This window comes from Erythrobacteraceae bacterium WH01K, assembly GCA_027941995.1.
GTDB lineage: Bacteria > Pseudomonadota > Alphaproteobacteria > Sphingomonadales > Sphingomonadaceae > CAJXSN01.
On record CP115966.1, the window covers coordinates 2,266,104 to 2,290,162 of the forward strand.

Genomic DNA, 24,059 nt, shown 5'->3' on the forward strand with positions numbered 1-24,059 from the left:
CAGGTGCTGCTGCTCAGGCGGCCGCAATTGGCGGGACTAGGCCAGGATCGCCGTCGCCAGATGATCGCCCGATATCCACGCATTCTCCACGCGAGGGCCTGACAGCCAGTCGCCGCACACGCCGATGCCTTCCTCACCGTCCCAAAAGCTCGCTTCTCCGGGTGCCGGATCGGTCATCGCGTAGCGCCAGCGATGCGCCGCCAGATGGTGAGGTGATTGCGGGGCGGCACCTGCCTCGTCGAAGAAGGCGGAGAGGATAGCCTCGCTCGCCTCTTCCCGCTTCATTTCGAGGTTTCGCGCGGACCAGCCGGGCGAGGCATGGATGACCCAGTGCTCCCCTTCATCCCTGCCGGGCTTCGCCGAGTTGCGCGCAGCCCAGCGCACGTCGTCTCCCTTGAAAACATCGCCGAGGGGCAATTTTTCACGGAAAGCCGTCATGACTGCCCAGCAGGGTTTCGAGGCGCTGTCCCGCGCCCTTGCTTCCCAGCCATCGCGATGTCCCGCAAGCAACTCCGCCGCCTGCTCGGCAGGTACGGCGATCACGATACGGGCGAAGCGATGCGCCTTGCCATCGATGCTGAGCTGCCAGATGTCGTCGTCCCGGGCAATGTGTTCGACGCGGGCCGCCCAGCGGACGTCCTGCGTTTCTGCCATGTACCGTATGGGCGCGTTCATGCCGGGCGTGCCGACCACCGCGTCGCCCCCGGCCGCCGGCCAGTCCGCGACCGCGCCGGCTTCGCGCCAGTCCGCGACCGCCGCAATGAAACCGGGATCCCTGACGGTAAAATACTGCGCTCCGTGATCGAAGCGGACGGTTTCGCCATCGATCTCGGCCCGCCGGGTTGCCATGCGTCCGCCCGGCCCGCGCCCCTTGTCGAACAGGACGGGCGAAACCCCGCCCTCTTTCAATCGTACAGCGCAGGCGAGGCCCGCCATGCCTGCCCCGATAATCGCGATGTCGCCCACGGCATCCTCGCTCATCAGGGCGCGCTTCTCGGCACGGAGGCTTCGGCGAGGACGACGCTGAACTTTTCTCCCTCGTCGAGCCAGCGGCGAACCGGGGTCCAGCCTCCTGCTAGAAGAAGCGTGTTCGCGCTGCGACGCTTGAACTTGTGGCTGTTTTCCGTGTGGATCGTCTCGCCCGCCTTCATCGCGAAGTTTTCGCCTGCGACTTCGAAAGTCACGTCCCGGTCCGCAACGAGATGCATCTCGATCCGGGCGAAGTCGTCGTTCCAGCGCGCCTCGTGGGAGAGGTCCTCTACGGGGATCGTCCCGCCCAGTTCACGGTTGATGCGGCGGGCAAGGTTCAGGTTGAATTCGCCCGTCACCCCCTTCGCATCGTCATAGGCCGCCTCGAGGATTTCGGGATCCTTCACAAGGTCCATCCCGATCAGCAGCAGGCTGCCCTGCCCCAGTGTCTCGCGCATCGTCCTGAGCAGGTCCACGGCGGTGCGTGGCACCATGTTGCCGATGGTCGAACCGGGAAAGAATCCCAATTTCGGCATTCCGGCTACCTCTGCCGGCAATTCGACCCGGCGCATGAAGTCGGCTTCTACCGGATGGACAGGCAGGCCGGGGAATTTCGCGGCGAGGTCGGCGGCCGCAGCGCGCAGGAAATCGCCTGCAATGTCGAGCGGGACATAGGCCGCCGGATCGATCGCGCCCAGCAGCAGGGGTGTCTTTACCGAGGAACCGCTGCCGAATTCGACCACGGCCCGGCCCGGCCCCACTTCGGCGGCAAATTCGTCGCCGCGGGCTTCCAGTATCTCGCGCTCGCACCGGGTCGGGTAATATTCCTCGACCTGGGTGATATCCTCGAACAATTGCGATCCGGCATCGTCATACAGCCAGCGCGCGGGAATCGCCTTCTGATCCTGCCGCAGCCCTTCCAGGACGTCGGCGCGAAAGGCGCGGTCGATGCCGTCGTCGTCGCGGTCGACGAGTTTCAGCCCGTGATTGTCGGCCATCAGATATCCTTTGCCAGCCGCAAGCCCGTGAACTGCCAGCGCTGGTGGGGGTAGAAGAAATTGCGGTAGGAGGCGCGGCTGTGACCGCGCACGGTTGCACAGCTTGCGCCCTTGAGGACGAACTGCCCGCTCATGAACTTGCCGTTATATTCCCCGACCGCGCCTTTCGCGGGCTGGAATCGCGGATAGGGAAGATAGGCGCTGCCCGTGAACTGCCAGCAATCGCCGAACAGGGCATCGGTGCCGAGGGGGGCGACAGGGCCCGCATGATCCAGCTGGTTGCCGCCTGCCGGATCATGCGCCGGAGCGGTATCCGCATGCTGGCCGCGGGCGATGGCTTCCCATTCGAATTCCGTGGGCAGGCGCGCGCCGGCCCATGTGGCAAAGGCATCGGCCTCGTAATAGGAGATATGCGTGACCGGCGCATCGGGATCGCGCGCCTGCCAGCCCTGCAGCGTGAAATGCTCGCCTTCGCGCCAGTAGTCGGGGGATGCGACATCGTTGCCGTTCACCCACGCCCAGCCATCCGACAGCCACAAAGCGGGATTGGAATAGCCGCCATCGGCGATGAATTCTTCCCACTCCGCGTTCGTGACCAGCCTGTCTGCCAGCGCGAAGGGTTCCAGCAGGGTGCGATGGCGCGGTCCCTCGCAGTCGAAAGCGAAGCCTGCCCCTGTATCGCCCGTGTCGTGACCGATCAGCGCAATGCCGCCGGGATGCTTCCACCAGCCACGCTCGTCAGAGGTGCCTTCCCGCGTGGAAGGTGCGCCGTCCCACATGGCGACGCCGAGGGGATTGCGCGACAGGGCATGCTTGATATCGGTCAGCAGCAATTCCTGATGCTGCTGCTCATGCGCGAAGCCCAGTTCGATCAGGGGCCGCAATTCCTCGCGGTCGAGCAGGGGCTGCATCGCCTCGTCGACATGGGCGCGCCAGTCCAGGATCTGCGCCACGGTCGGGCGCGACAGCAGGCCGCGGGAGAAACGCGCGATCCGTTCGCCTTCCGCCTCGTAGTAGGAATTGAATACGAAAGGCCAGTCCTCGTCGTAAAGCGTGTAGCCTTCGAGGTTGTCGCGCAGGAGGAACGTTTCCCAGAACCACGTGACATGGGCGAGATGCCATTTCGCGGGCGAGGCGTCTTCCATCGACTGGATGGTCGCATCGCTTTCCGAGAGCGGCGCGGCCAGAGCCTCCGTCAGGCTGCGGGTCGCGGCAAATTGCTCCGCCAGTCCGGCCCCCACCTCGTGGAAGGGGCGCGCGGCGGCGGCACTGTTGGGGGCATTCACTGGCTGGGTCTCCCTCGGCGACCGGTCCAGACATCACCATGAACGTCTCCCGGCCCCATTAAAAGGGCCGAAAGACGGTAAAGTGCCCGCTTTGCTTCGGAAATTTTCCCTCCGATAAGTCCGGAGGCGATCACGATTGCCCGAAGATCAGGCCCGCAGATCAGGCCGATAGATCAAGCGGCGTCGGCCTGTTCCTCCGCCGCTGCCAGCTTCATCATGTCGGCAATCGTGAAGGCCAGTTCGATCGACTGCGCGGCGTTGAGGCGCGGGTCGCAATGCGTGTGATAGCGGTCGTTCAGGCCTTCATCGGTGATCGCCACCGCGCCGCCGACGCATTCGGTCACGTCCTGCCCGGTCATTTCCAGGTGGATGCCGCCGGCATGCGTGCCCTCGGCGCGGTGGACGGCGAAGAAGCCGCGCACTTCGGCAAGGATGCGGTCGAAGGGCCGCGTCTTGTAGCCGCTATCCGCCTTGACGACATTGCCGTGCATCGGGTCGCAGCTCCAGACGACCGGATGGCCCTCGCGCTGAACTGCGCGGACAAGGCGCGGCAAGCCCGCCTCCACCTTGTCGTGGCCGAAGCGGCTGATGAGCGTGATGCGCCCGGCCTCGCGTCCCGGATTGAGCGTATCGAGCAGGCGGATGAGATCGTCCGGTTCGAGGCTCGGCCCGCATTTCATGCCCAGCGGATTGCCGATGCCGCGCGCGAATTCGATGTGCGCGCTCCCGTCGAACCGCGTGCGGTCGCCGATCCACAGCATGTGCGCGCTGGTGTCGAACCAGTCGCCGGTCAATGAATCCTGCCGTGCCATCGCCTGTTCGTAAGGCAGCAGAAGCGCCTCGTGGCTGGTGTAGAAGCTGGTCCCCTGAAGCTGGGGCACGGTCGCCGGATCGACGCCGCACGCCTCCATGAAATCGAGCGCTTCCGATATCCGGTCGGCGGTCTCGGCGAAGCGGTCGGCCCACGGGGAGCGGCCCATGAAGTCGAGCGTCCACTGGTGGACCTGCCGCAGATTGGCGTAGCCGCCACCGGCAAAGGCGCGCAGCAGGTTCAGCGTGGCGGCGGCCTGCGAATAGGCGCGGACCATGCGCTGCGGATCGTTGCGGCGCTTCGCGGCATCGAACTCGATCCCGTTCACGTTGTCGCCGAAATAGCTCGGCAGGGTCACGCCGTCCTTGGTTTCCGTATCGGAGCTGCGCGGCTTGGCGAACTGGCCGGCCATGCGCCCGACCTTCACCACCGGCAGCTTCCCGGCAAAGGTCAGCACCACCGCCATCTGCAGGATGACCCGGAAGGTATCGCGGATGTTGTTCGGGTGGAACTCGGCAAAGCTTTCCGCGCAATCGCCGCCCTGCAGCAGGAACGCCTGCCCGCTCGCGACTTCCGCCAGGTCGGCCTTCAGCGCGCGCGCTTCCCCGGCAAAGACCAGCGGCGGATAGGACGCCAGCGTAGCCTCTGCATCGGCGAGGGCGCTTGCATCTTCATACTTGGGAAGATGCCGCGCCTCGTGCGATTTCCAGCTGTCGGGTGTCCAGTTCTGCGCCATGGCTGATCGTTCTCGGTTACAATAAATCGGACGCAGCAATACCGCCGCGCGCCATGGATAGGCAAGGGAAGGAAAGGTTTAGCGCCGCCTTGCCAGTCTTCGGACGGGCAAGGCGGCGCTTTATCCTATCGACTTGTCCTATCGACCGGCAGCGGCGGCGGTCGGCTCGGCAGCACCCCGGTTGCCGGGCGCACGCGCCAGTTCCTGCCCTTCGGGAATGGCCGCGACACGGTATCCCTCGCGCCCGCCGAAATACTTCGCGGCCAGGGCCTGCATCCGTTCGGGCGTGGTCTGCGAATAATCGCTCAGCAGGCTGCGCACCAGCTGGACGCGTCGTGCGTCGCGGGTCGAGCCTTCCAGCTGGTAAAGCCAGAAGGTGTTCCCAGTGCTCGCCCGCATGATGGTCTGCCGCAGGGGTTCGGTCACACGCGCCAGTTCCTCCGCGCTCGGCGGATTGGCCGTGAGGTCGGCGGCGATGGCATCGGCGGCGGTGAAGAAGGCCGGCACGTCTTCCGGCTTCAATTGGGCAACTGCCAGGATGTTGCCGCCCGTCTCCATGTCGACCGGCCAGGACGAGCGGACTTGCGGGGCGTAGCTGGCCCCGGCCCGTTCGCGCATGGCGTCCATCAGCCGGTTGTTGAAGACCGACGTCAGGATTTCGAGTTGCCGCGATTCCCGCAGGTCCGCGACACCGCCGCCGCTGGGCCATGCGATGACTGCGGCGGCCTGGTTCGCATCGCCGCGATGTTCCAGAATGGTCGTCTCGCCCGCATCGGGGAAGGTCGATCCGCGGTTCGCGATTTCCGCCGGGATGGGCGCGCGTTCCGGCAGCGCGCCGAATGTCCGGGTCAATGCGCCGATCGTCGCTTCCCGTTCGAATTCGCCGAAGATCAGGACTTCGACCGGACCTTGCGCCAGAAGCGGCTCCCACACCTCGCGGAACCCTTCGGGCGTCGCCTGGGCGAGAGCCTCCGGCGTCGGCGTTGCGAAGCGCGGGTCGCGGTCGCGCAGCAGGAATTCCAGGTCGCGGCCCAGCAATCCGCCCGGGCTCGTCGCGAAGGTATCGTAGGCGAGGCGCGATGCGGCCCGCGCGCGGATCACCGGATTGGCATCCCAGCGCGGATCGCCGAGCTTCGCGGCGAACAGGTAGAGCTGGTCGGCCAGATCCTCGGCCCGCGTCTGCGCGGCAAAGGAGAACACCGCATCCTCGATATCGAAGTCGAAGCCCAGCTTGCGGCCCGTCGCAAGCCGGTCGAGCTCTTCCTCGCCGACCTTTCCGAAACCGCTGCCGACGAGCGCCATCCGGCCGAGCCCGACATAGGCGGCGTCCTTCGGTTCGAAGGCGCGGTACCCGGCGCCGAAACGGACCTTCGCCGTCACGCGGCCGGGTTCCGCATCATTGGGCCACAGGAGCGCGGTGACGCCGTTTGCCAGTTCGACCCGCTCGATCTCGAACAGGCCGACAGGAGTGTTCGATACCACGCTGCCCGGCGTGCCGAGGGGCGGAAGCTCGTCGAACGTGATGGCGTTTTCCGCCAACCGCGCGCTGCCGTCGGCGGTCACATCCTGCCGCAGGGCGGTCTGCACCGCGGCGCGATCGGCCTCGCCGGTGGCGGGGGTCGTGTAGACCGATCGCACGACATCGCCTTCGAACAGGGCGCGGGTCCGCTGCAGGATGGCGTCCGGTGTCACGCGGGGGCGCATGTCGCGGAAAACCTTCAGAACCGTCTCGGGCGAGGCCGTCGTCTCGCGGATGTCCACCGCCTGCACGATATTGTCCGCCAGCCGCGAGCCGGGGGCCACGTCACGCTCCGCCACCAGGGCAGCGAAATTGACGTCGAACTCGGCATATTCGCGGGCGATTTCCGCCTCGCTCGGCGGGGTGGCGGCGGCGTCCGCGATCACGGAGCGAACGTCGGCCAGCGCGGTCTGCCAGTCGTCGGTCAGCGGTGCGAAGGTCACGAAGGTCGCATCGGAGGACCGGTTGACGTCGTCCTGCTGGACCTGCGCGTAGAGGTAGGACCCCCCGGCCCGCGCCCGCGCTTCCAGGCGCCGGTTGATCAGCGCCTGTGCCAGCGCATCCATCAACAGGCCTTCATTATAGACGATGGTATCCTGCACCGGACGCCAGGGCCGCATGATGCCGTAGGTGAAACTGCGCGGGAGGTCGGGCTCGACCAGCACCGTGGTCTCGCCCACTGCGGGTGAGCCCGCCGCGCCCTCCGGCGCAACCGGATCGCCGAAATCGGGCGCCGCTTCGGGCTGCCCCTCCACGCTCCAGTCACCGAAATATTTCTCGACCAGCCCTGCAAGCACGCGGGGGTCGGCGTCGCCCGCAACCGAGATGACGACGTTTTCGGGCCGGTACCAGCGGCGATGGAATGCCTGCACCGCTGCCGGGGTAGCGCCGGTCAGCGTTTCCTCGGTCCCGATCGGCGAGCGCGTGGCAAGGCGCTGTCCGGCAAAGAACGTTTCCCTCGTCGCGTCGCCCACGCGTTGGGCCGCACCGCCGCGTTCCCGCTTTTCTGCGAGAACGATAGGCACCTCTGCCCCGAGCTGGCGGCTTTCCAGCACCGGCTCGCGGACCATGCCGCTCAGCAGGTGGAAACTCTCGTCCAGCTTTTCGGGCGTCGCGCCGGGCAGGTCCAGCTTGTACACGGTATGCGTCGGGCTGGTTTCGGCATTGGTATCGCTGCCGAATGTCGCGCCCATGGCCTGCCAGCGGGGGATCGCCTCGGCAAAACCCAGATACTTGCTCTCGCGGAACAGCAGGTGTTCCAGCAGGTGGGCATAGCCCTGTTCGCTGTCGCGTTCGTGGAGCGAGCCTGCATCGACGCGGATGCGGATGCTGACCTGTTCGGGCGGCACGCCGTTGCGGCGCACGGCATAGCGCAGGCCGTTGTCCATCGCCCCGAACGTCCATTCGCGGTCGACCGGAATGTTGCTGCCTTCGTACAGCCACGGAACTTCGCCTTCGCCCTGGACCGCCTGCGGCTGCGGTACGTCGATGACCGGGCCATCCTGCGCCCCGATGGGAACGGCGAGCAGTGTCAGGGGGAGGAGGAACGCGAGGGGCCGTGCGGCGCGCGAAAATACAGTCATGGCCCGCATATAGGCAGCAAACGCGTGAAGCACGAGTGAATAGCTTGCCCCGCCCCTGCCCGCTTCCTACATCCGGGGCATGTTTATCGAGACCGAAACGACGCCCAACCCCGCCACGCTGAAATTCCTGCCGCAGCAGCAGGTCATGGATTCCGGCACGAGGGAATTTACCTCGCCCGAGGCGGCCGCCGCCAGCCCGCTGGCCCAGGCCATCTTCGACACGGGCGATGTCACCAACGTCATGTTCGGGGGCGACTTCGTTTCCGTCTCGGCCGCGCCCGGGGTCAACTGGAGCGACCTGAAACCGCAGGTCGTGGCCATCCTGCTCGACCATTTCGTTAGCCAGGCTCCGCTCTTCATGCCCGGATCCGCAGGCGGCATCTCCGTACCGCCCGAAGAAGACGCGATGGTGGTGGAGGAAGACCCCGCCAATGCCGATATCGTTGCCCAGATCCACGAATTGCTCGATACCCGTGTGCGGCCCGCCGTGGCCGGCGATGGCGGGGATATCGCCTATCGCGGATACAAGGACGGGATCGTCTATCTGGGCATGCAGGGCGCATGCGCCGGGTGCCCCAGTTCGACCGCCACGCTGAAGCATGGAATCGAAGGCCTGCTGAAACATTACGTCCCGGAGGTCGTTGAAGTCCGCGCAGCCTGATTTTCCATTCTAGACACAGCGGGACATTCATGACCAAGCAGTTTCACGGCCACACCCTTTCCGCCGACGCCCTCGACCAGATCTTCCGCGAAGCGCGGACCTACAATGGCTGGCTCGACAAGGAAGTGACGCAGGCGCAGATCGAGACGATCTACGAACTTGCGAAGATGGGACCGACCTCTGCCAACATGCAGCCGGGCCGCTTCGTCTGGGTCCGCAGCCAGGAAGAGAAGGATACTCTCGCCGGTTTCGCCTCGGAAGGGAACGCCGACAAGATCAAGGCCGCGCCGGTCACCGTCATCATCGGCTACGATGTCGATTTCCATGATGAACTGCCGTGGCTCTTCCCGCATGCCGATGCGAAAAGCTGGTTCGAAGGCGACGAGGACGGACGTCGTGAAGGCGCGGCGCGCAACTCCGCCCTGCAAGGTGCGTATATGCTGATCGCGGCGCGCTCCCTAGGCCTCGACTGCGGCCCGATGTCGGGTGTCGATCTGGACAAGGTAACCCAGCATTATTTCGCAGGGCAGGAAGAAGACGGCCCGCGCGTGAAGGCGGACTGGATCATGTCGATCGGCTATGGCGACAAGACCACGATTTTCGACCGCAGCCCCCGCCCGGATTTCGACAAGTTCAACTGGATTGTCTGACGGCCGGCCGGGGTGACCGGTGCCTCCGGCACCGCTGCTCCATTCCCTGCCCCCTTGATGAACCGCGACCGGTGGGGCATCGGCGCTGGCCATGACAGCTATGATGCGGACACTGGCGATCGAATGCGCGAGCGAGGCGTGCTCTGTCGCCCTGTTTGAAGGCGAGCGGATGACGCTGGTCGATCACCGGCACGAAGTGCTGGGTCGCGGTCATGCCGAACGCCTGGTGCCGATGATCGCGGAACTGCCGGAGCGGGGACGCGCCGACCGCATCTGCGTTTCGCGGGGACCGGGCAGTTTCACCGGCATCCGGATCGGGATTGCCGCCGCAAGGGCGCTCGGCATCGCCTGGGGCGCACAGGTCCTCGGTTACCCGACCCTCGCCCTGGTTGCGGCGCGTAGCTGGCAACCGAAGCTGAGGCCCGTCAGCGTCTGCATGGAAGGCGGCCATTCGCAGTGGTTCGTCCAGAATTTCGACGAGCAGCGCCGCGCCGAGGACGATGTGTGTTCCCTGCCCCATGAAGAAGCCGCCGCCGCCTGTCGCCATGCGGTCATCGTCGGCAATCGCGCTTCGGAGGCAGCAAGTATCCTAGCCGGCGGGCGCCTGTCCATCGACCTCGGCCCCGACGCACGGCATTTCCCCCTGCTCGCTACCCATCACCTGACCGGCACGGTATCGGCCATCTATGGCCGCGCCGCCGATGCGAAGCCTGCGCGAAAAGTCGCCGCACCACCGGCATGAGCGATCTTTCCGGCCAGGACCCGGGCGGACCCTTGCAGGAAGCGGCGGGCAAACCGCTCGACCCGCTGGCGGCCATCATGCTGGTGATGGAGGCGAGCTTCGACCCGCGCTGGGGCGAGGCATGGAACGAGCGGCAGGTCGCGTCCTCGCTCGCCATGCCTTCCACCCGTTACGTGCTGGTTGCCGCCGACGGGTCCGAACCGCAAAGCCCGCACGAAACCGCCGGTTTCGCCATGACGCGCGCTGCACCTGGCGAGGAGGAGCTGCTGCTGATCGCCGTCCGGCCGGAGCATCGCCGGTCGGGCCTCGGCGCGCACCTGCTCGACATCCTGGCAGGCAGTGCACGCGAACGGGGCGCGGAACGCATCTTCCTTGAAATGCGAGAAAACAATCCGGCGATCAGCCTGTATGGCGCGGCAGGATTTGCCCCGATCGGCCGGCGAAAGGCCTATTACAAGCTGTCCGACGGCAGCCGTCTGGATGCGATTACTTTCGCCCGCACACTTTAGCTTCATCCTTTGAAGACTAATTATATTGGACGGCCGTCCAGTTCTTAACGGCCTGTCCATTGCAAGATGACGTTTTGTGTTACATGGGCCACAGTGAGGATGGACGGGAATATCCGGCATCCCAATAAAATATCGATCGCAAGGGATAACTCTCATGGAAACAATAGAACTCGATATGTCGGAGACGCTGATTACGCTGACGTCCGACATCGTCGCTGCCCATGTCAGCAACAACAACGTGGAAGTGGACGACGTTCCGGCCCTGATCACGAAAGTGCACGCCGCGCTCGCGGGTCTCGGCAACGGCGCGCAGGTGGAAGAGGAAACGCCCGAACCGGCGGTTTCCATCCGTGCATCGGTGAAGCCGGACTACATCGTCTGCCTGGAAGACGGCAAGAAGCTGAAGATGCTGAAGCGCTATCTTCGCACCAATTACGACATGTCTCCGGAAGAATACCGCGCACGCTGGAACCTGCCGAGCGACTATCCCATGGTCGCGCCGAACTACGCGGAAAAACGCCGCGAACTGGCGAAGAAGATCGGTCTGGGCCGCAAGCCGGGCCAGAAGCGCGGTCGCAAGAAGAAAACCGACTGATCCGGTGCCGCATGGCGGGCATGACAGCCCCCGCCTTGCGACATAAGGTTGAGACAGGCGCTCTGCCCCGTTAAGGGGTCAGGGCGCCTTTTTCATCCGGGCGCCGTCTGCCGGTCCGATCCAGGGAGCCCTTACTTGCCCGACGCAATCGATCTCGAACAGCTTTGCGCCGACAAGGGTCTGCGCATCACGGAACAGCGGCGGGTCATCGCCCGCGTCCTGTCCGACAGCGACGACCACCCCGATGTCGAACTGCTGCACAGCCGGGCCAGCGCCATCGATCCCAAGATCAGCATCGCGACCGTCTATCGCACCGTCCGCCTGTTCGAAGAGGCGGGCATCCTCGACCGCCACGATTTCGGCGACGGGCGCGCGCGCTATGAACCCGCACCTGAGGCGCATCACGATCACCTGATCGATGTGGAAAGCGGCAAGGTCGTCGAATTCGTCGATCCCGAGCTGGAGGCCCTGCAGAAGCAGATTGCCGAGAAACTGGGCTATCGCCTCGTCGATCACCGTATGGAGCTTTACGGTGTCCGCCTCGAACGGGACGACTGACATCGACGGGCAGCAGGCGGCCACCGGCCCGCGCCCGAAACGCCGGCACGATCCGCTGCGCAACGAATGGCGCCACCGCGCCGCCGCGGCAAAGGGCGTGCCGACGCCGCTCAATTTCATGGAATGGGTGCGCTTCTCCATACGGACCGCGCTGATCGGGCTGGCGCTGCTGGTCTTCGTGCCGCTGCACTACCTTTACCGCGTCTTCGCCTATGGCTCGCCCTTTCCCATGTGGTTCCTCGGGCTGGCCGCACGGATTTCGGGCGCGAAGGTGAAGGTGCACGGTACGCCGCTGAGGCGCGACGTCTTTTTCATCGCCAACCACGTCTCGTGGCTCGACATCCTGTCGCTGGCAGGCGCGAGCGGGACCGCCTTCGTCGCCAAGGCCGAGCTGGCCGAAGCGCCCCTTGTCGGCTGGCTGTGCCGGATGAACCGGACCGTCTTCGTGAAGCGCGAGAACCGGCTGGGCGTCGCGGAGCAGATCAATGCCCTGCGAGAGGCGCTGATGGACAATTGGTCCGTCACCGTCTTCCCCGAAGGCACGACGACCGACGGCCATTCGCTGCTGCCGTTCAAGTCCAGCATGCTGAGCGTGCTGGAGCCGCCGCCGCCCGGCGTCCTCGTCCAGCCGGTCGTCATCGATTACGGGCCGCAGGCGGAATGGCTGGGCTGGATCGACAACGAAAGCGGCGTCAACAATTTCAAGCGCGTGCTCAGCCGCCGGGGCACGTTCGACCTGCACCTGCATTATCTCGACCCGTTCAGTCCCGAGGAGTATCGCGGGCGCAAGGCCATCGCCGCCAAGGCGCGCGAGGAAATCGAGGCGAAGCTGACCGAGTGCCTCGGCCACGAGGTACGCCCGTTCAAGTTCAACGTCGAACCCATCCGCTACAGCGCGCCGGAACTGGCCGCCGATGTTCCTGCCGAAGATCCGCCTGCCGCATAGCTGCGGATTGAAGACGCCGCCGCATTCGACTAAGGGCGGCAGTCTCATGAAACCGACCGACCAACCGCGGACCTACAGGGTCAAGAGCTTCGGCTGCCAGATGAACGTCTATGACGGCGAACGCATGGGCGAGCTGCTGGCCGAAAAAGGCATCACTCCTGCGCCGGAGGGCGAGGATGCTGACCTGGTGGTGCTCAACACCTGCCACATCCGCGAGCGCGCGGCGGAAAAGATCTATTCCGACATCGGCCGCCTGACCAAGGGCAAGACGCAGGAAAAGGCGCCGATGATCGCGGTCGCAGGCTGCGTCGCGCAGGCAGAGGGCGAGGAGATCATGAAACGCGCGCCTGCCGTGTCGATGGTGGTCGGCCCGCAGGCCTATCACCGTCTGCCGGAAATGCTCGACAGGGCCGTGGCAGGCGAGCGGGCGACCGATACCGACATGCCGCCCATCGCCAAGTTCGACGCCCTGCCCCGCCGCCGCAAGAGCGCGCCGACCGCGTTCCTGACCGTGCAGGAGGGTTGCGACAAGTTCTGCACCTATTGCGTCGTGCCCTACACCCGCGGAATGGAAATCTCCCGCCCCTATGGTGACCTGGTCCGCGAAGCCCAGGGACTGGTGGAAGCCGGGGCGAAGGAAATCACCCTACTGGGCCAGAATGTCAGCGCGTGGAGCGGCGAGGACGAGGCAGGCCGCACGGTCGGTCTGGCCGGCCTGATCCGCGCCCTCGACCGCGTCGATGGATTGAAGCGCATCCGCTACACCACCAGCCATCCGGCCGACATGGACGACGACCTGATTGCCGCGCACGGCGAAGTCGGCAAGCTGATGCCCTATCTCCACTTGCCGGTGCAATCGGGCAATGACCGCGTGCTGAAGGCGATGAACCGCAGCCACACGGCGGAAAGCTATGTCCGCCTGCTGGAACGCTTCCGCGCCGCCCGGCCCGACCTTGCCATCAGCGGCGACTTCATCGTCGGCTTCCCCGGCGAGACCGAGGCCGAGTTCGAGGACACGCTGCGGATCGTCGATGAAGTGCGCTATGCCCACGCCTTCAGCTTCAAATATTCGCCCCGCCCCGGCACGCCTGCCGCGACCATGGACGGACAGGTTCCGATGGAAGTCATGGACGACCGGCTGCAACGCCTGCAGGCCGCCATCGGCCGCCACCAGCTCGCCTTCAACGAGGCCAGCGTCGGCAAGACGTGCGACGTCCTGATCGAACGCAAGGGCCGCCTGCCCGGCCAGTGGCTGGGCAAGACGCCTTGGCTGCAAAGCGCCTGGTTCGAAGGGAATTTCGCGCTCGGCGATGTGGTCGGGGTGGAGCTGGTGCAGGCCAATCCCAACTCGCTGGCTGCGCGGCCGCGCGAACCCGTGGCTGCCTGACGGTGCGTGGCGGCCATCGGGCCGTCCCGCGCCGCCTATCGTGACAGCCAGGTGACTTTCCCCAGCCACCTGCATCGATGCCGCTTGCCAGCCGCCCGTAAGCGCCTACATTCAAGGTCCTCACACGAAAGGACCGCGCCAAGCCGCATATGGGCCGTAAACCGACATCCGCCGCCGATCCGGTGATTTCACCCGATCCCGTCCCCAGCCGCGAAATTCGCCGTGCCCGCACGGAAATGTCGTTCGACAACCAGTCGCTTCTCGGCCCCCTGTTCGGACAATTCGATGCCAATCTGGTGCAGGTCGAGAATCGCCTCGGCGTGTTCATCGCCGCGCGCGGGGGCAAGGTCGAGATCGAGGGACCCGAGGACGCCGTCGCCCGTGCGCGCGACGTCTTGCAGAGCATGTATGACCGGCTGGCCCGTGGACAGGATCTCGATGGCGGCGCGATCGAGGCCCTGATTGCCATGTCGAACGAACCGACGCTGGAAGGGATCATTTCGGGCAAGCAGGACAGCGCCCCGATCATGATCCGCACCCGCCGGAAAACCATCGTTCCGCGCAGTGCGAAACAGATCGAATACATGCGCAGCCTGTCGCGCGACGACATCATCTTTGCGCTGGGCCCGGCGGGTACGGGCAAGACCTATCTCGCCGTGGCGCAGGCGGTCAGCCAGCTCATCACCGGCAGCGTCCAGCGCCTGATCCTGTCCCGTCCGGCGGTGGAGGCCGGGGAAAAGCTCGGCTTCCTGCCCGGCGACATGAAGGACAAGGTCGATCCCTATCTGCGCCCGCTCTACGATGCGCTGTTCGACTGCATGCCGCCCGAACAGGTGGAACGCCGCATCGCCAGCGGCGAGATTGAGATCGCCCCCATCGCCTTCATGCGCGGGCGCACGCTGGCCGATGCCTTCGTCATCCTGGACGAGGCGCAGAACACGACGAAGGAACAGATGAAGATGTTCCTCACCCGCTTCGGCCAGAACAGCCGCATGGTGGTGTGCGGCGACCCCAAGCAGGTCGATATCCCCGGCGGCGACCGGATGAGCGGACTTGCCGACGCGGTCGAAAAGCTGGAAGGCATAGAAGGCTTCGGAACCGTCCGGTTCAGCGCCGCCGATGTCGTGCGGCACCCGATCGTGGGCCGCATTGTCGAGGCTTATGAAAGGCCGACCGAGTAAGTGGATCTCGATATCGATGTAGAAGACTGGCCGTCCGGCACCGACTGGACCGCCTTGTCCGAACGGGCCGCAGGCGCCGCGATCTCGGTCGAACCGGCGCTGGGCCATGACCGGCTGACGGCCAGTATCCTGTTCACCTCGAACGAGGAGGTTCACACCCTCAACCGCGAATGGCGCGGGCGGGACAAGCCGACGAACGTCCTTTCCTTCCCGATGCTGGATCGTGAAAGCCTCCTCGCGCTGGAAGATGGCGACGGACCGCCGGAAATGCTGGGCGATATCGCCCTGGCGCGGGAAGTCTGCGCGAAAGAAGCGGACGACAAGTCCATCGTCTTGGCCGACCATGCCGCCCACCTTCTCGTCCACGGGCTGCTCCATCTCGCCGGCCACGACCATGTCGACAGCGACGCGCAGGCAGAGGCGATGGAAAAACTGGAAATCGAAGCGCTTGCGTTAATGGGTATCGCGGACCCATATGGGGACCGCAACTTTCAGGAGTGACCAAGAGGGCCATGCCCGACACAGACAGCGATAGAAGCTCCGGCGCGGGAGAAGCCGAGAGTAGCGGCCGGCTGCTGCCCGCAATGCGCCGCTTGCTGCGCCTCGATACAGGGGAGCGTTCGCTCCGCGAGCAGCTGGAAGAAACCATCGACCAGCACGAGGGCGAGAGCGAGGCCGACGAGGAAGAGCCGTCGAATGGCGACCTGTCCGGTGTCGAGCGCCAGATGCTGCGCAACCTCCTCCATTTCAGCGAACACGATGCCGACGACGTGGCGGTGCCGCGCGGAGAGATCATCGCGGTCGAGGCCACCGCCCCGTGGGAAAAGCTGATCGGCATATTCTCCGAACACGGCCATTCGCGCCTGCCGGTCTATCGCGACCAGCTGGACGACGTGATCGGGATGATCCACATCAAGGACGTCTTCCCCTACCTTGCCACCGGCAAGGTCCCGCCGGACGACTGGACCGTCCTGATGCGGCAACCGCTCTACGTACCGCAGGCACGCGGCGCGCTGGACGTGCTGGCCGATATGCGCGCCCGCCGGATGCACCTTGCCATCGTGGTCGACGAGTTTTCCGGCACGGACGGCATCATCACGATCGAGGACCTGGTCGAGGAAATCGTCGGCGAGATCGAGGACGAGCATGACGAGGCTCCCGTACAATGGGTCGTGCCCATCGGCGATGGCATGTGGGACTGCGATGCCCGGGCAGAGCTGGAAGATGTCGCCCGCGACCTCGACCCGCGCCTCGCCGATGTCGAGGAAGCGGTGGATACGCTGGGCGGCCTGACCTTCATCCTGGCCGAGCAGGTTCCCCCCGTCGGCACGGTGGTGGAGCATTCCAGCGGCTGGAAGATCGAGGTGCTGGCAGGCGACGAGACCCACGTCACCCGGGTCCGCCTGCACCAGCCGGAACAGGCCGAGGAAGACGAGGAAAGCTAGGCCCCGGGCGTCTTCGCATCGTGGTTTCGCGATGTTGGCAAAATCCGCCCGAATACGCCTCGACAACCGCTGGCCTTGCCCTAGATTGCGCCCATGCCCCTCCGCCGATTACCGCCCCTGCGTGCTCTGGAAGCTTTCATGCGCACTGTTCGCCTCGGTTCTGCACGCGCGGCATCGGAGGAGCTCGGGCTCAGCCCCAGCGCGCTCAGCCGCCGGATCGCCAGCCTGGAAGAATTCGTCGGCAAGAAACTGTTCACCCGCGCCCGGCAGTCGATGCAGCTGACCGATGAAGGCCACGCCTTCTACGAAGCGGTCGCGCCGCAATTCGAGGCACTCGCCCGCGCGGTGGAGAGCCAGTCCGACAACATGTCGCTGCTGCGCCTGCGGCTGGGCGTCCTGCCCCTGTTCGGCAGCCAGCGCCTGTTCCCGCATTTGGGCGAACTGCGCCGCCTGCATCCGCTGCTGCATATCGACATCGATACCGGCGCCCATCTGGAAGCGCGCGTCGGCGACACGCTGGATGCCGCGATCATCCTGTCGGAAGGCCCGGAACGCGGGCTGCACGCGATCAGGCTGGACGAGAACAAGGTTCACGCCATCACCAGCCGCGAACTTGCCGCCTCCATCAGCGACAAGCCGATCGAGGCCGAACTGGCGAAGCAGACTTTCCTGATCCACAACGAGCTGCCTGAAAGCTTCACCGCGTGGAAGGAGGAAATCGGCCTGCGCGACCTGGAGCCTGTCGCCATCGACCATTACGATTCAGGCCAGCTGATGCTGGAAGCGGCGGCGCAGGGCCTGGGCATCGCGATCATGCATGACGACCATCGTCGCAGGGCCGCCGACCCGCGATTGACGGACCTGTTCGATGTCGATGTGGACAGCCCTTACAGCTACTGGTTCGTCTGCAAGCCCACGGCGCTGGAGGAAAGGCCCGTGCGCCTGTTCCACGACTGGCTGGCAAAGGCCGGGCTCTAGGCCCCTTCTTCTTCCTTCGGCGCGTGCGGGCAAAGTGTCGGTTCGGCACTAGGCCCCGGATGCCGCTTGTCCGCCTCGCCGCATTCGATTTCCGGTTTCGCGATGCCGTTCGGCGCCAGCGCCTCGAACGCGGCGTCGTCGGCGTAGGCTGCGATCCATGTCAGGCAGTCGGCCAGCCGCCGGATCGAGTGTTTCTCGCCCGCACTGTCCGATGGATTGCAATTGATGACGATGGCTTCCGATGCAGGCGGGGCCTTGTATCGCCGCAGGACGCGCAGGAACTCGCCGCGTTCCGTTATCGCGAGCCGGTTCATGTCGCCGCGGCCGGGATCACCGCTGAAGAAAGGCGAGGTGTTGAACACGAAGGCGCGAACGCCGGGATTGTCGATCGAGATCTGCGTCGCCAATGCCCCGCCCAGCGAATGACCGGTCGTCTCGATCGGGATGGCGGTATAGCCTTCCGCGTCCAGCGCCGCCCGCTCCGCCGCATAGACCGCGCGTGCCTGGTCGCGCTGCGCATCGCCGAGCGAGCCCGACACGATGTCGGACGTAGAGCCGAACTCCGTCCCCCGAAACGCGATCACGCGCGCCTTCAGGATGCGGCGCGTGCCCTCGACCGCGTGGCGGTCGAACACGGAATAGGCGAACCCGCTATTGTCATTCCCGGCCTGCTCCCGCTCGAGGAATGCGTAAGGCAGGGCGGTATAGGTGTCCTCGTCCGCATAGGCGTTGGAACTGAGCATGGCGTAGGGATACGCCTCTACCGCCGCTTCGCGCACGAAATCGCACCAGCCGCCCGGCTCGGTCCGGCACGGGCTGCGGGACTGGGTCAGGTCGGGATAGGCCGTGATGCATCCCGCCAGCAGCGGCAGCACGGCAAGGACGGGCGCGCGGCGAATCAGTGCAGCACGCGCCCGGCCCATCGGATCAGCTGACGGTCGCTTTGACGATCTTGCCCGGGTTCGCCGGCGGCTCGCCCTTGGGCAGTGCGTCGACATGGTCCATGCCTTCGGTCACCTGGCCCCATACGGTGTACTGGCCGTCGAGGAATTCGGTATCGCCGAAGCAGATGAAGAACTGGCTGTTGGCGCTGTCCGGCATCTGCGAACGGGCCATGGAGCAGGTGCCGCGCACATGCGGTTCGGAATTGAATTCCGCTTTCAGGTCGGGCTTCTCGCTGCCGCCCATGCCGGTGCCGGTCGGATCGCCGCCCTGTGCCATGAAACCGTCGATGACGCGGTGGAAGATCACGCCGTCATAGAACCCCTCGCTTGCCAGCGCGGCGATACGCTCGACATGGTTCGGGGCAAGATCGGGGCGCAGCTTGATCACGACGTCGCCGCCATTGCCGTCGCCGGTGTCGAGAGTGAAGGTCAGTGTATCGGCCATTGGATTGGTCTCCTTTGATGCAATCTTGCCGCGGCCTTAGCGACCCGTGCCGCGCGCCGCTACCCCGGCAAGCAAGATGGCGTGCCAGCAATCCCCGCGCTTGCTTTTGCGCGCCCGCTGCCTAGAGCGAGGCGCATGACCTCGCCCGAGCCTCTCGACTACGGCACCAATGTGGCCGATCTCGATCTCGAGGACGCGGAGAGCCGGGGCCGCCCGGACGACCGGATCGACGACGAGCGTCACGACGAGGAAAACCGGCTGAAGCCAGCCTATGTCCGCGCGGTCGAGGATGCGCTGGACGCGGGCGACAAGCAGGCGGTCTACGACCTTGTCGAACCGCTGCATCCGGCCGATGTGGCCGACCTCCTGGAACTGTTCGACCGCGACGAACGTGCGCAGCTGGCAGTGGCCATCAGCGACCTGATGACCAGCGATGTCGTGGCCGAACTCAACGACTTCGTGCGCGAAGACATGATGGAGGCGATGCCCGCCGACGCGGTCGCGCTGATTGCCGAACAGCTGGACACCGACGACGCCGTCCAGCTGATCGAGGATCTCGACGAGCCGGAGCAGGCCGCCATCCTGGCGGAAATGGATGCGGGCGACCGCGCCGTCATCGAAAACGCCCTGTCCTACCCGGAAGAAACCGCCGGGCGCCTGATGCAGCGCGAATTCGTGGCGGTGCCGGAACATCTGAAAGTCGGCGACCTCATCGACATGCTGCGGGCGCAAAACGACCTGCCGACGGAATTCTTCGAAATCTTCGTGGTCGATGCCGCGCATCACCCGGTCGGCACGTGCAACCTGTCGTGGATCCTGCGCGCGCCCCGCAATGTCGCGCTGACCGATGTGATGAAGCGCGACCAGACCCTGATCCCGGTATCGATGGACCAGGAAGAAGTCGCGCTGATGTTCCAGAAATACGCGCTGATCTCCGCTGCCGTGGTGGACGAGAACGAGCGCCTGGTCGGCCAGATGACGGTCGACGACGTGGTCCACATCATCGCCGAGGAAGCGGGCGAGGATGCACTGCTGATGTCGGGCGCGGGCGAAGGCGACATCAACGAACCGCTGCGCGACGCCTATCGCAGCCGCGTACGCTGGCTAATCGCAAATCTGGGCACCGCGCTGATCGCCTCGCTGATCATCGCCGCCTTCGGCGCTGCGATCGAGAAGCTGGTCGCGCTTGCCGTGCTGATGCCGATCGTCGCCAGCATCGGCGGCAATGCCGGCACGCAGACGATGGCCGTGACGGTTCGCGCCATCGCGATGAACCAGCTGACGCAGGCGAATACGAAGCGCATATTGTGGCGCGAAATGCGCGTTGCGATGATGAACGGTGCGACCATCGCCGTCCTGATCGGGCTGGCGACCTGGGTGATCTTCAGCCCCATGCTGGGCGGCGTGATCGCAGCGGCTATGATCATCAACGTCGTCGTGGCGGGACTGGCAGGCGTGCTGGTTCCGGTGATCTTCGACCGGCTGGATACCGACCCCGCCCTCGCCAGCAGCGTATTCGTGACGATGATCACGGACTCCATGGGCTTCTTCGCGTTCCTCGGCCTCGCGGTGCTGTCCGGACTGGCTGCCTGACGGGACCAGCGCCTTGAGGTCGGGGCCGGGCGCCCTATCTTGGAGCCCATGCCGCTCAACCTGACCAAGATAGCCTTCGGGGCGCAGAGCTTCGACGATATCGAAAACTGGTATGCCGGGCGCCGCAGCCCCAACCTCGCCACCCGCTATCGCCCGACCCGGTGGCAGGAATGCATCGGTGGCTCGCTGTTCTGGATCCACCAGCACAACATCGTCGCCCGCAGCCCCATCACGGGCTTTTCGGAGACGAAGACCGGGCGCTGGTCGATCGACCTCGAACCGCGCCTCATTCGCGTGATGCCCGTGCCCAAGCGTGCGCACCAGGGCTGGCGCTATCTCAAGATCGAGCCGCCCCGCGACCTGGAAGACGGCGAGGATATCGGCGATGTTCTGCCCGGCAGGCTGGCCGGGAAGCTCCAGCGCCTGGGCCTGATCTAGCCCCGTCTCTATCCTGCCGAGCCCGACCTCACCGGGCCGAGATACGCTCCACGGTTTTCAACGATACCGCCCAGACTGCGAAACCGCCGATCAGGTCGGTCACGTAATGCCCGCCCATCGGGATTGTCGACACGATGGTCAGCGCCGCCCAGACGATGGCGGGCCACCTTGCAGGCGTTGCATAGGCACCCTGCACGATCAGCAGCGCGAGAACGGTGTGGAACGACGGGAAGGTGACGATTCCGTTCAGATCCTCGATCCTGACGACCCGGCCTACGCCGGAATAGAACATATCGAATGTCTGTCCGGCATAGGTGCCGGCGCCGATCGGCAACCCTTCCAGTCCGGGGCCTTTCATATCGTAATGCAGGATTGCGCCGCGAGCGGGAAAGAACATCGACGCGATGGCCGTTGCCTGCATGGTCACGACCGCCGTCGCGACAAACCGCCAGAACCGCAGTCCCTCGCCGCTGGCGACCATCCATGCGGCAGCGGCGAGGCAGAGAACCGCCGAACTGTCATAGGCCCATTTCAGGACCCTGACCGCCATATCCTGCGACGCTGTGAAATAGACCATGCTGCGGCTGTCCAGCGGCAGATACGCGTCCAGGCTTGCCAGCAACGGGTCCGCCACGGGCATCCGCAGGCCCAGTCCGCCATTCGACACGAGGCCGCACAGCAGGAGGCTGGCGATGAAGAAAGTCATCAGCCTGGCAAGGTCGGCAATGCGCCAGCCGAGCCCGCGAAAATCGCAATAGAGCGACAGGACCGCCGTCACCACGGCGAGGCCGGCGATGCCCAGGAATTCCGAGTGGAACCGGATGCCGGTCTTCGCGGTGATGACGGCAAGCGCGATCATGGACGATCCGAGCGCGGCGGCCATCAGCGCGGAAAGGCGCGTGCCTGAATCCAGTCGCGGGACAGCGCCCGTTCCCGACAGGCGATCCAGCCTGATTGTCATGTTTCTCGCGAACATGCCGCTTCGTAGGAAAACGCGCTTAACAAGCGGTGTAGATCAGCCGGCGGGAAGGGCCCGACGCACGCGAACCCTTCCCTCTTCTCGGAACCCTGCCCCGCCCGGAACCGTTGGTGGGGAAAGGAGAAACCATATGCCCGAACGCCAGAGCACGCACCCCGACAACGACCTGATCGACGAGATGACCGACCTGCCGACCCCTTCGCAGGGCAGCAGTTCGGGCGGCGGCGTGAATGTCCGCGTCGGCAAACGCGACGAGCACAACCGCGCGACCGATCCGGACAACCGCGAGCCGGAAATCGGCTCCGACAATCCCGAACAGGACGCGCGCAAGGGTCCCAAGACGATGTCCGCGATCAAGAGCGGCAATCAGGACTGACCCTGAACCGAAATCACCGCGATCACACGTGAAAGACGCCTCGCAATCGATGGATTGCGAGGCGTCTTTCTATTGTGCGTTGCTCCTGCCGCGAATTGTCAGGCGTCGGTTTTTGCCGCCACGCGGCGCAGCGCATTGACATAGGCTTCGGGTGGCTGCGCTCCGGGCACCAGGAACTTGCCTTCGATCACCATGGCGGGGACGCCGGTAATATTCGCCTCGAACGCCTGCCGCTCTTCCGAGCGGACCTGCGCGGCGGTTGTATCGTCGGCAAAGGCCGACAGGGCGTCTTCCCGGCTGAGCCCGACGCCTTCGGCCACATCCAGCAGGACGTCGCGATCACCGATGCGGCGGCGTTCGTTGAAATGCGCCTTGAACAGCGCGAGCTTCAGTTCCGTCTGCTTTTCCGCGCCCCGGTTCTGCAGCGTCCACGACAGCAGGCGGTGCGCGGCAAAGGTGTTCCACATCATCGCTTCGGGCGCCGGCTCCTCGCCTTCGTAATCGAGGGACACGCCGGCTGCCTGCGCCGCCTCGCGCATCTGGCCCTGCACCTGTTTCGACTGGTCGATCGTGCGGCCGTATTTGCGGGCGATATGCGCGGTGCGGTCCTCGCCCTGCTCCGCCATGTCGGGATTGAGCTCGAACGCGTGCCAGCGAATGTCGGCGTCGATCTCGCCGTCAAGCTGGTCCAGCGCCTGCGACAGGTTTCCCCATCCGACGAGGCACCATGGGCACATCACGTCGGACCAGATGTCGATGGTCATCCGACGGGCATTGCCGGTATCGCCTTTGGTGTCGGTTTCGGTCATGATCCTGTCCTTTCCAGCCACCAGCCAAGCAGGTGATTGGCAATGGCCTGCGGCGGAGGCGCGCCTAACGGGGCGCCTTCTTCCCCGTTCATCGCGGCCTGCACCTCTTCGCGGGTGAAGAAGCGCACATCCTCCAGCTCGGTGGTGTCCACATCGATGTCGCCCGGCTCTGCCAGCGCGTGGCAGCCGATCATCAGCTGCGAGGGGAACGGCCAGGGCTGGCTGGCGATGTAGCTGACGGAATGGACGACGATGCCGGATTCCTCCAGCACTTCGCGGGCGACGCCTTCTTCCATGCTTTCCCCCGGTTCCACGAACCCGGCAAGCGCGGAATAGGCTTTCTCCGGCCAGCCCTTTCCCCGGCCCAGCATGAGTTCCCCGTCCCGTTCGACCAGCATGATGGTGACGGGGTCGGTGCGCGGGAAATGCTGCGTTCCGCATCCGCCCGCCTCTGCCGGGCAATCGCGCTGCCAGCCGCCCTTGGCAATGCGCGTCGGTTTGCCGCACTGGGCGCAGAAACGGTGCCTTGCGTGCCAGTTCACGATGCTGCGCGCGCCGCCGTAAATGGCGAGATCGTCGGCCGACAGCGCCATCATCGCGGCCCATACGCGCGGGTTGCTGATGCGCGGGGCCGCATCACCCTGCTGCGGGACGGCGGCGAAACAGGGCTTCGCCGGGCCGTCGCCCGCCGGGTCGAGCCCGAGGAAAACGAGTTCCGCATCCTCCGGCGCGTCGGCCAGTGAACCCCAAAGAAGGCCACCGGCATCGTCCATTTGCGGCATGAGACCGTCGAGCGCGAGCAGCCGCGCCTTCCAGTTCATCATTCCCGCCAGCGCATCGGGATCGGCGCGCAAATTGTCTGCCCGGTCGAGCCGCGAACCGGTAAAAGCAACAGGTTTGTTCGTCATGGTATCAGGACCG

Annotated in this window: 25 protein-coding genes; 15 read left to right on the plus strand and 10 right to left on the minus strand. The window is 65.4% G+C overall.

What is annotated here, in order from left to right; translation table 11 throughout:
- Positions 1–36: 36 nt before the first annotated feature.
- The 5 genes from PF049_11170 to PF049_11190 form a co-directional block, all read right to left on the minus strand.
- Positions 37–981, minus strand: a complete 945-nt coding sequence (locus tag PF049_11170; protein WBY16149.1) for an NAD(P)-binding protein — start codon at positions 979–981, stop codon at positions 37–39.
- Positions 981–1,967 (minus strand): L-histidine N(alpha)-methyltransferase, encoded by a 987-nt coding sequence (egtD, locus tag PF049_11175; protein ID WBY16150.1) that lies wholly within the window; start codon positions 1,965–1,967, stop codon positions 981–983. The genes PF049_11170 and egtD overlap by 1 nt, the downstream gene beginning before the upstream one ends.
- Positions 1,967–3,208: an ergothioneine biosynthesis protein EgtB gene (egtB, locus tag PF049_11180; protein WBY17909.1), complete on the minus strand. Its 1,242-nt coding sequence runs from the start codon at positions 3,206–3,208 to the stop codon at positions 1,967–1,969. The genes egtD and egtB overlap by 1 nt, the downstream gene beginning before the upstream one ends.
- Before the next feature lie 218 nt (positions 3,209–3,426).
- On the minus strand, positions 3,427–4,800 hold the full coding sequence (locus tag PF049_11185; protein ID WBY16151.1) for a 3-deoxy-7-phosphoheptulonate synthase class II: 1,374 nt from the start codon (positions 4,798–4,800) through the stop codon (positions 3,427–3,429).
- 138 nt (positions 4,801–4,938) lie between these two features.
- Positions 4,939–7,902, minus strand: coding sequence for an insulinase family protein (locus PF049_11190; GenBank protein WBY16152.1), 2,964 nt, complete (start codon positions 7,900–7,902; stop codon positions 4,939–4,941).
- 79 nt (positions 7,903–7,981) lie between these two features.
- Here PF049_11190 and PF049_11195 point away from each other — a divergent pair, with 79 nt between their 5' ends.
- The 12 genes from PF049_11195 to PF049_11250 all read left to right on the plus strand — a co-directional run bounded on the left by PF049_11195 (position 7,982) and on the right by PF049_11250 (position 17,554).
- Positions 7,982–8,563 (plus strand): NifU family protein, encoded by a 582-nt coding sequence (locus tag PF049_11195; protein ID WBY16153.1) that lies wholly within the window; start codon positions 7,982–7,984, stop codon positions 8,561–8,563.
- A 29-nt stretch (positions 8,564–8,592) separates the two neighbouring features.
- The gene (locus tag PF049_11200; GenBank protein WBY16154.1) at positions 8,593–9,213 is read left to right on the plus strand and encodes a malonic semialdehyde reductase; all 621 of its coding nucleotides are present in this window, start codon (positions 8,593–8,595) and stop codon (positions 9,211–9,213) included.
- Between the two features lie 91 nt (positions 9,214–9,304).
- Positions 9,305–9,955: a tRNA (adenosine(37)-N6)-threonylcarbamoyltransferase complex dimerization subunit type 1 TsaB gene (gene tsaB / locus PF049_11205; protein WBY16155.1), complete on the plus strand. Its 651-nt coding sequence runs from the start codon at positions 9,305–9,307 to the stop codon at positions 9,953–9,955.
- A gap of 77 nt (positions 9,956–10,032) precedes the next feature.
- On the plus strand, positions 10,033–10,464 hold the full coding sequence (locus PF049_11210) for a GNAT family N-acetyltransferase (protein ID WBY17910.1): 432 nt from the start codon (positions 10,033–10,035) through the stop codon (positions 10,462–10,464).
- Positions 10,465–10,618: 154 nt separating this feature from the next.
- Positions 10,619–11,059 (plus strand): MucR family transcriptional regulator, encoded by a 441-nt coding sequence (locus PF049_11215; GenBank protein WBY16156.1) that lies wholly within the window; start codon positions 10,619–10,621, stop codon positions 11,057–11,059.
- 135 nt (positions 11,060–11,194) lie between these two features.
- A complete protein-coding gene (locus tag PF049_11220) occupies positions 11,195–11,617 on the plus strand; it encodes a Fur family transcriptional regulator (GenBank protein WBY16157.1) in 423 nt (140 codons plus the stop codon).
- Positions 11,618–11,735: 118 nt separating this feature from the next.
- Positions 11,736–12,563 (plus strand): lysophospholipid acyltransferase family protein, encoded by an 828-nt coding sequence (locus PF049_11225; protein WBY17911.1) that lies wholly within the window; start codon positions 11,736–11,738, stop codon positions 12,561–12,563.
- Between the two features lie 46 nt (positions 12,564–12,609).
- Positions 12,610–13,950 (plus strand): tRNA (N6-isopentenyl adenosine(37)-C2)-methylthiotransferase MiaB, encoded by a 1,341-nt coding sequence (gene miaB, locus PF049_11230; protein WBY16158.1) that lies wholly within the window; start codon positions 12,610–12,612, stop codon positions 13,948–13,950.
- 149 nt (positions 13,951–14,099) lie between these two features.
- Positions 14,100–15,131, plus strand: coding sequence for a PhoH family protein (locus PF049_11235; protein ID WBY16159.1), 1,032 nt, complete (start codon positions 14,100–14,102; stop codon positions 15,129–15,131).
- Positions 15,132–15,632 carry an rRNA maturation RNase YbeY gene (ybeY, locus tag PF049_11240; protein ID WBY16160.1) on the plus strand — a complete coding sequence of 167 codons (501 nt, stop codon included), beginning with the start codon at positions 15,132–15,134 and terminating at the stop codon, positions 15,630–15,632.
- Between the two features lie 11 nt (positions 15,633–15,643).
- Entirely contained in the window at positions 15,644–16,576 is a 933-nt protein-coding gene (locus PF049_11245; protein WBY16161.1) for a hemolysin family protein, read from the plus strand.
- A gap of 93 nt (positions 16,577–16,669) precedes the next feature.
- A complete protein-coding gene (locus PF049_11250; GenBank protein ID WBY16162.1) occupies positions 16,670–17,554 on the plus strand; it encodes a LysR substrate-binding domain-containing protein in 885 nt (294 codons plus the stop codon).
- Here the strand turns inward: PF049_11250 and PF049_11255 are convergent.
- Positions 17,551–18,477 carry a hypothetical protein gene (locus PF049_11255; protein ID WBY16163.1) on the minus strand — a complete coding sequence of 309 codons (927 nt, stop codon included), beginning with the start codon at positions 18,475–18,477 and terminating at the stop codon, positions 17,551–17,553. The genes PF049_11250 and PF049_11255 overlap by 4 nt on opposite strands.
- A gap of 4 nt (positions 18,478–18,481) precedes the next feature.
- A complete protein-coding gene (locus tag PF049_11260) occupies positions 18,482–18,943 on the minus strand; it encodes a peptidylprolyl isomerase (protein WBY16164.1) in 462 nt (153 codons plus the stop codon).
- 135 nt (positions 18,944–19,078) lie between these two features.
- On the opposite strand from PF049_11260, the gene mgtE reads away from it, so the two are divergent.
- Together mgtE and PF049_11270 are read left to right on the plus strand one after the other, a co-directional pair.
- Entirely contained in the window at positions 19,079–20,536 is a 1,458-nt protein-coding gene (gene mgtE / locus PF049_11265) for a magnesium transporter (protein ID WBY16165.1), read from the plus strand.
- Between the two features lie 48 nt (positions 20,537–20,584).
- Positions 20,585–20,974, plus strand: coding sequence for a DUF1489 domain-containing protein (locus tag PF049_11270; GenBank protein ID WBY16166.1), 390 nt, complete (start codon positions 20,585–20,587; stop codon positions 20,972–20,974).
- A gap of 28 nt (positions 20,975–21,002) precedes the next feature.
- Here the strand turns inward: PF049_11270 and PF049_11275 are convergent, their stop codons facing one another.
- Positions 21,003–21,935 (minus strand): phosphatase PAP2 family protein, encoded by a 933-nt coding sequence (locus tag PF049_11275; GenBank protein WBY16167.1) that lies wholly within the window; start codon positions 21,933–21,935, stop codon positions 21,003–21,005.
- A 148-nt stretch (positions 21,936–22,083) separates the two neighbouring features.
- On the opposite strand from PF049_11275, the gene PF049_11280 reads away from it, so the two are divergent.
- The gene (locus tag PF049_11280) at positions 22,084–22,329 is read left to right on the plus strand and encodes a hypothetical protein (protein WBY16168.1); all 246 of its coding nucleotides are present in this window, start codon (positions 22,084–22,086) and stop codon (positions 22,327–22,329) included.
- Between the two features lie 98 nt (positions 22,330–22,427).
- On the opposite strand, the gene PF049_11285 is transcribed toward PF049_11280, so the two are convergent.
- Positions 22,428–23,138: a DsbA family oxidoreductase gene (locus PF049_11285; protein WBY16169.1), complete on the minus strand. Its 711-nt coding sequence runs from the start codon at positions 23,136–23,138 to the stop codon at positions 22,428–22,430.
- Positions 23,135–24,046: an NAD(+) diphosphatase gene (nudC, locus tag PF049_11290; GenBank protein WBY16170.1), complete on the minus strand. Its 912-nt coding sequence runs from the start codon at positions 24,044–24,046 to the stop codon at positions 23,135–23,137. The genes PF049_11285 and nudC overlap by 4 nt, the downstream gene beginning before the upstream one ends.
- Positions 24,047–24,059: the final 13 nt, after the last annotated feature.

Bases quoted from the DNA above. Each gene is read 5' to 3' on its own strand.
- PF049_11170 (WBY16149.1), bottom strand. From the start codon at position 981: ATGAGCGAGGATGCCGTGGGCGACATCGCGATTATCGGGGCAGGCATG.
- egtD (WBY16150.1), bottom strand. From the start codon at position 1,967: ATGGCCGACAATCACGGGCTGAAACTCGTCGACCGCGACGACGACGGC.
- PF049_11185 (WBY16151.1), bottom strand. From the start codon at position 4,800: ATGGCGCAGAACTGGACACCCGACAGCTGGAAATCGCACGAGGCGCGG.
- PF049_11190 (WBY16152.1), bottom strand. From the start codon at position 7,902: ATGACTGTATTTTCGCGCGCCGCACGGCCCCTCGCGTTCCTCCTCCCC.
- PF049_11195 (WBY16153.1), top strand. From the start codon at position 7,982: ATGTTTATCGAGACCGAAACGACGCCCAACCCCGCCACGCTGAAATTC.
- PF049_11200 (WBY16154.1), top strand. From the start codon at position 8,593: ATGACCAAGCAGTTTCACGGCCACACCCTTTCCGCCGACGCCCTCGAC.
- tsaB (WBY16155.1), top strand. From the start codon at position 9,305: ATGACAGCTATGATGCGGACACTGGCGATCGAATGCGCGAGCGAGGCG.
- PF049_11210 (WBY17910.1), top strand. From the start codon at position 10,033: ATGCTGGTGATGGAGGCGAGCTTCGACCCGCGCTGGGGCGAGGCATGG.
- PF049_11215 (WBY16156.1), top strand. From the start codon at position 10,619: ATGGAAACAATAGAACTCGATATGTCGGAGACGCTGATTACGCTGACG.
- PF049_11225 (WBY17911.1), top strand. From the start codon at position 11,736: ATGGAATGGGTGCGCTTCTCCATACGGACCGCGCTGATCGGGCTGGCG.
- miaB (WBY16158.1), top strand. From the start codon at position 12,610: ATGAAACCGACCGACCAACCGCGGACCTACAGGGTCAAGAGCTTCGGC.
- PF049_11235 (WBY16159.1), top strand. From the start codon at position 14,100: ATGGGCCGTAAACCGACATCCGCCGCCGATCCGGTGATTTCACCCGAT.
- PF049_11245 (WBY16161.1), top strand. From the start codon at position 15,644: ATGCCCGACACAGACAGCGATAGAAGCTCCGGCGCGGGAGAAGCCGAG.
- PF049_11250 (WBY16162.1), top strand. From the start codon at position 16,670: ATGCCCCTCCGCCGATTACCGCCCCTGCGTGCTCTGGAAGCTTTCATG.
- PF049_11255 (WBY16163.1), bottom strand. From the start codon at position 18,477: ATGGGCCGGGCGCGTGCTGCACTGATTCGCCGCGCGCCCGTCCTTGCC.
- PF049_11260 (WBY16164.1), bottom strand. From the start codon at position 18,943: ATGGCCGATACACTGACCTTCACTCTCGACACCGGCGACGGCAATGGC.
- mgtE (WBY16165.1), top strand. From the start codon at position 19,079: ATGACCTCGCCCGAGCCTCTCGACTACGGCACCAATGTGGCCGATCTC.
- PF049_11270 (WBY16166.1), top strand. From the start codon at position 20,585: ATGCCGCTCAACCTGACCAAGATAGCCTTCGGGGCGCAGAGCTTCGAC.
- PF049_11275 (WBY16167.1), bottom strand. From the start codon at position 21,935: ATGACAATCAGGCTGGATCGCCTGTCGGGAACGGGCGCTGTCCCGCGA.
- PF049_11280 (WBY16168.1), top strand. From the start codon at position 22,084: ATGCCCGAACGCCAGAGCACGCACCCCGACAACGACCTGATCGACGAG.
- PF049_11285 (WBY16169.1), bottom strand. From the start codon at position 23,138: ATGACCGAAACCGACACCAAAGGCGATACCGGCAATGCCCGTCGGATG.
- nudC (WBY16170.1), bottom strand. From the start codon at position 24,046: ATGACGAACAAACCTGTTGCTTTTACCGGTTCGCGGCTCGACCGGGCA.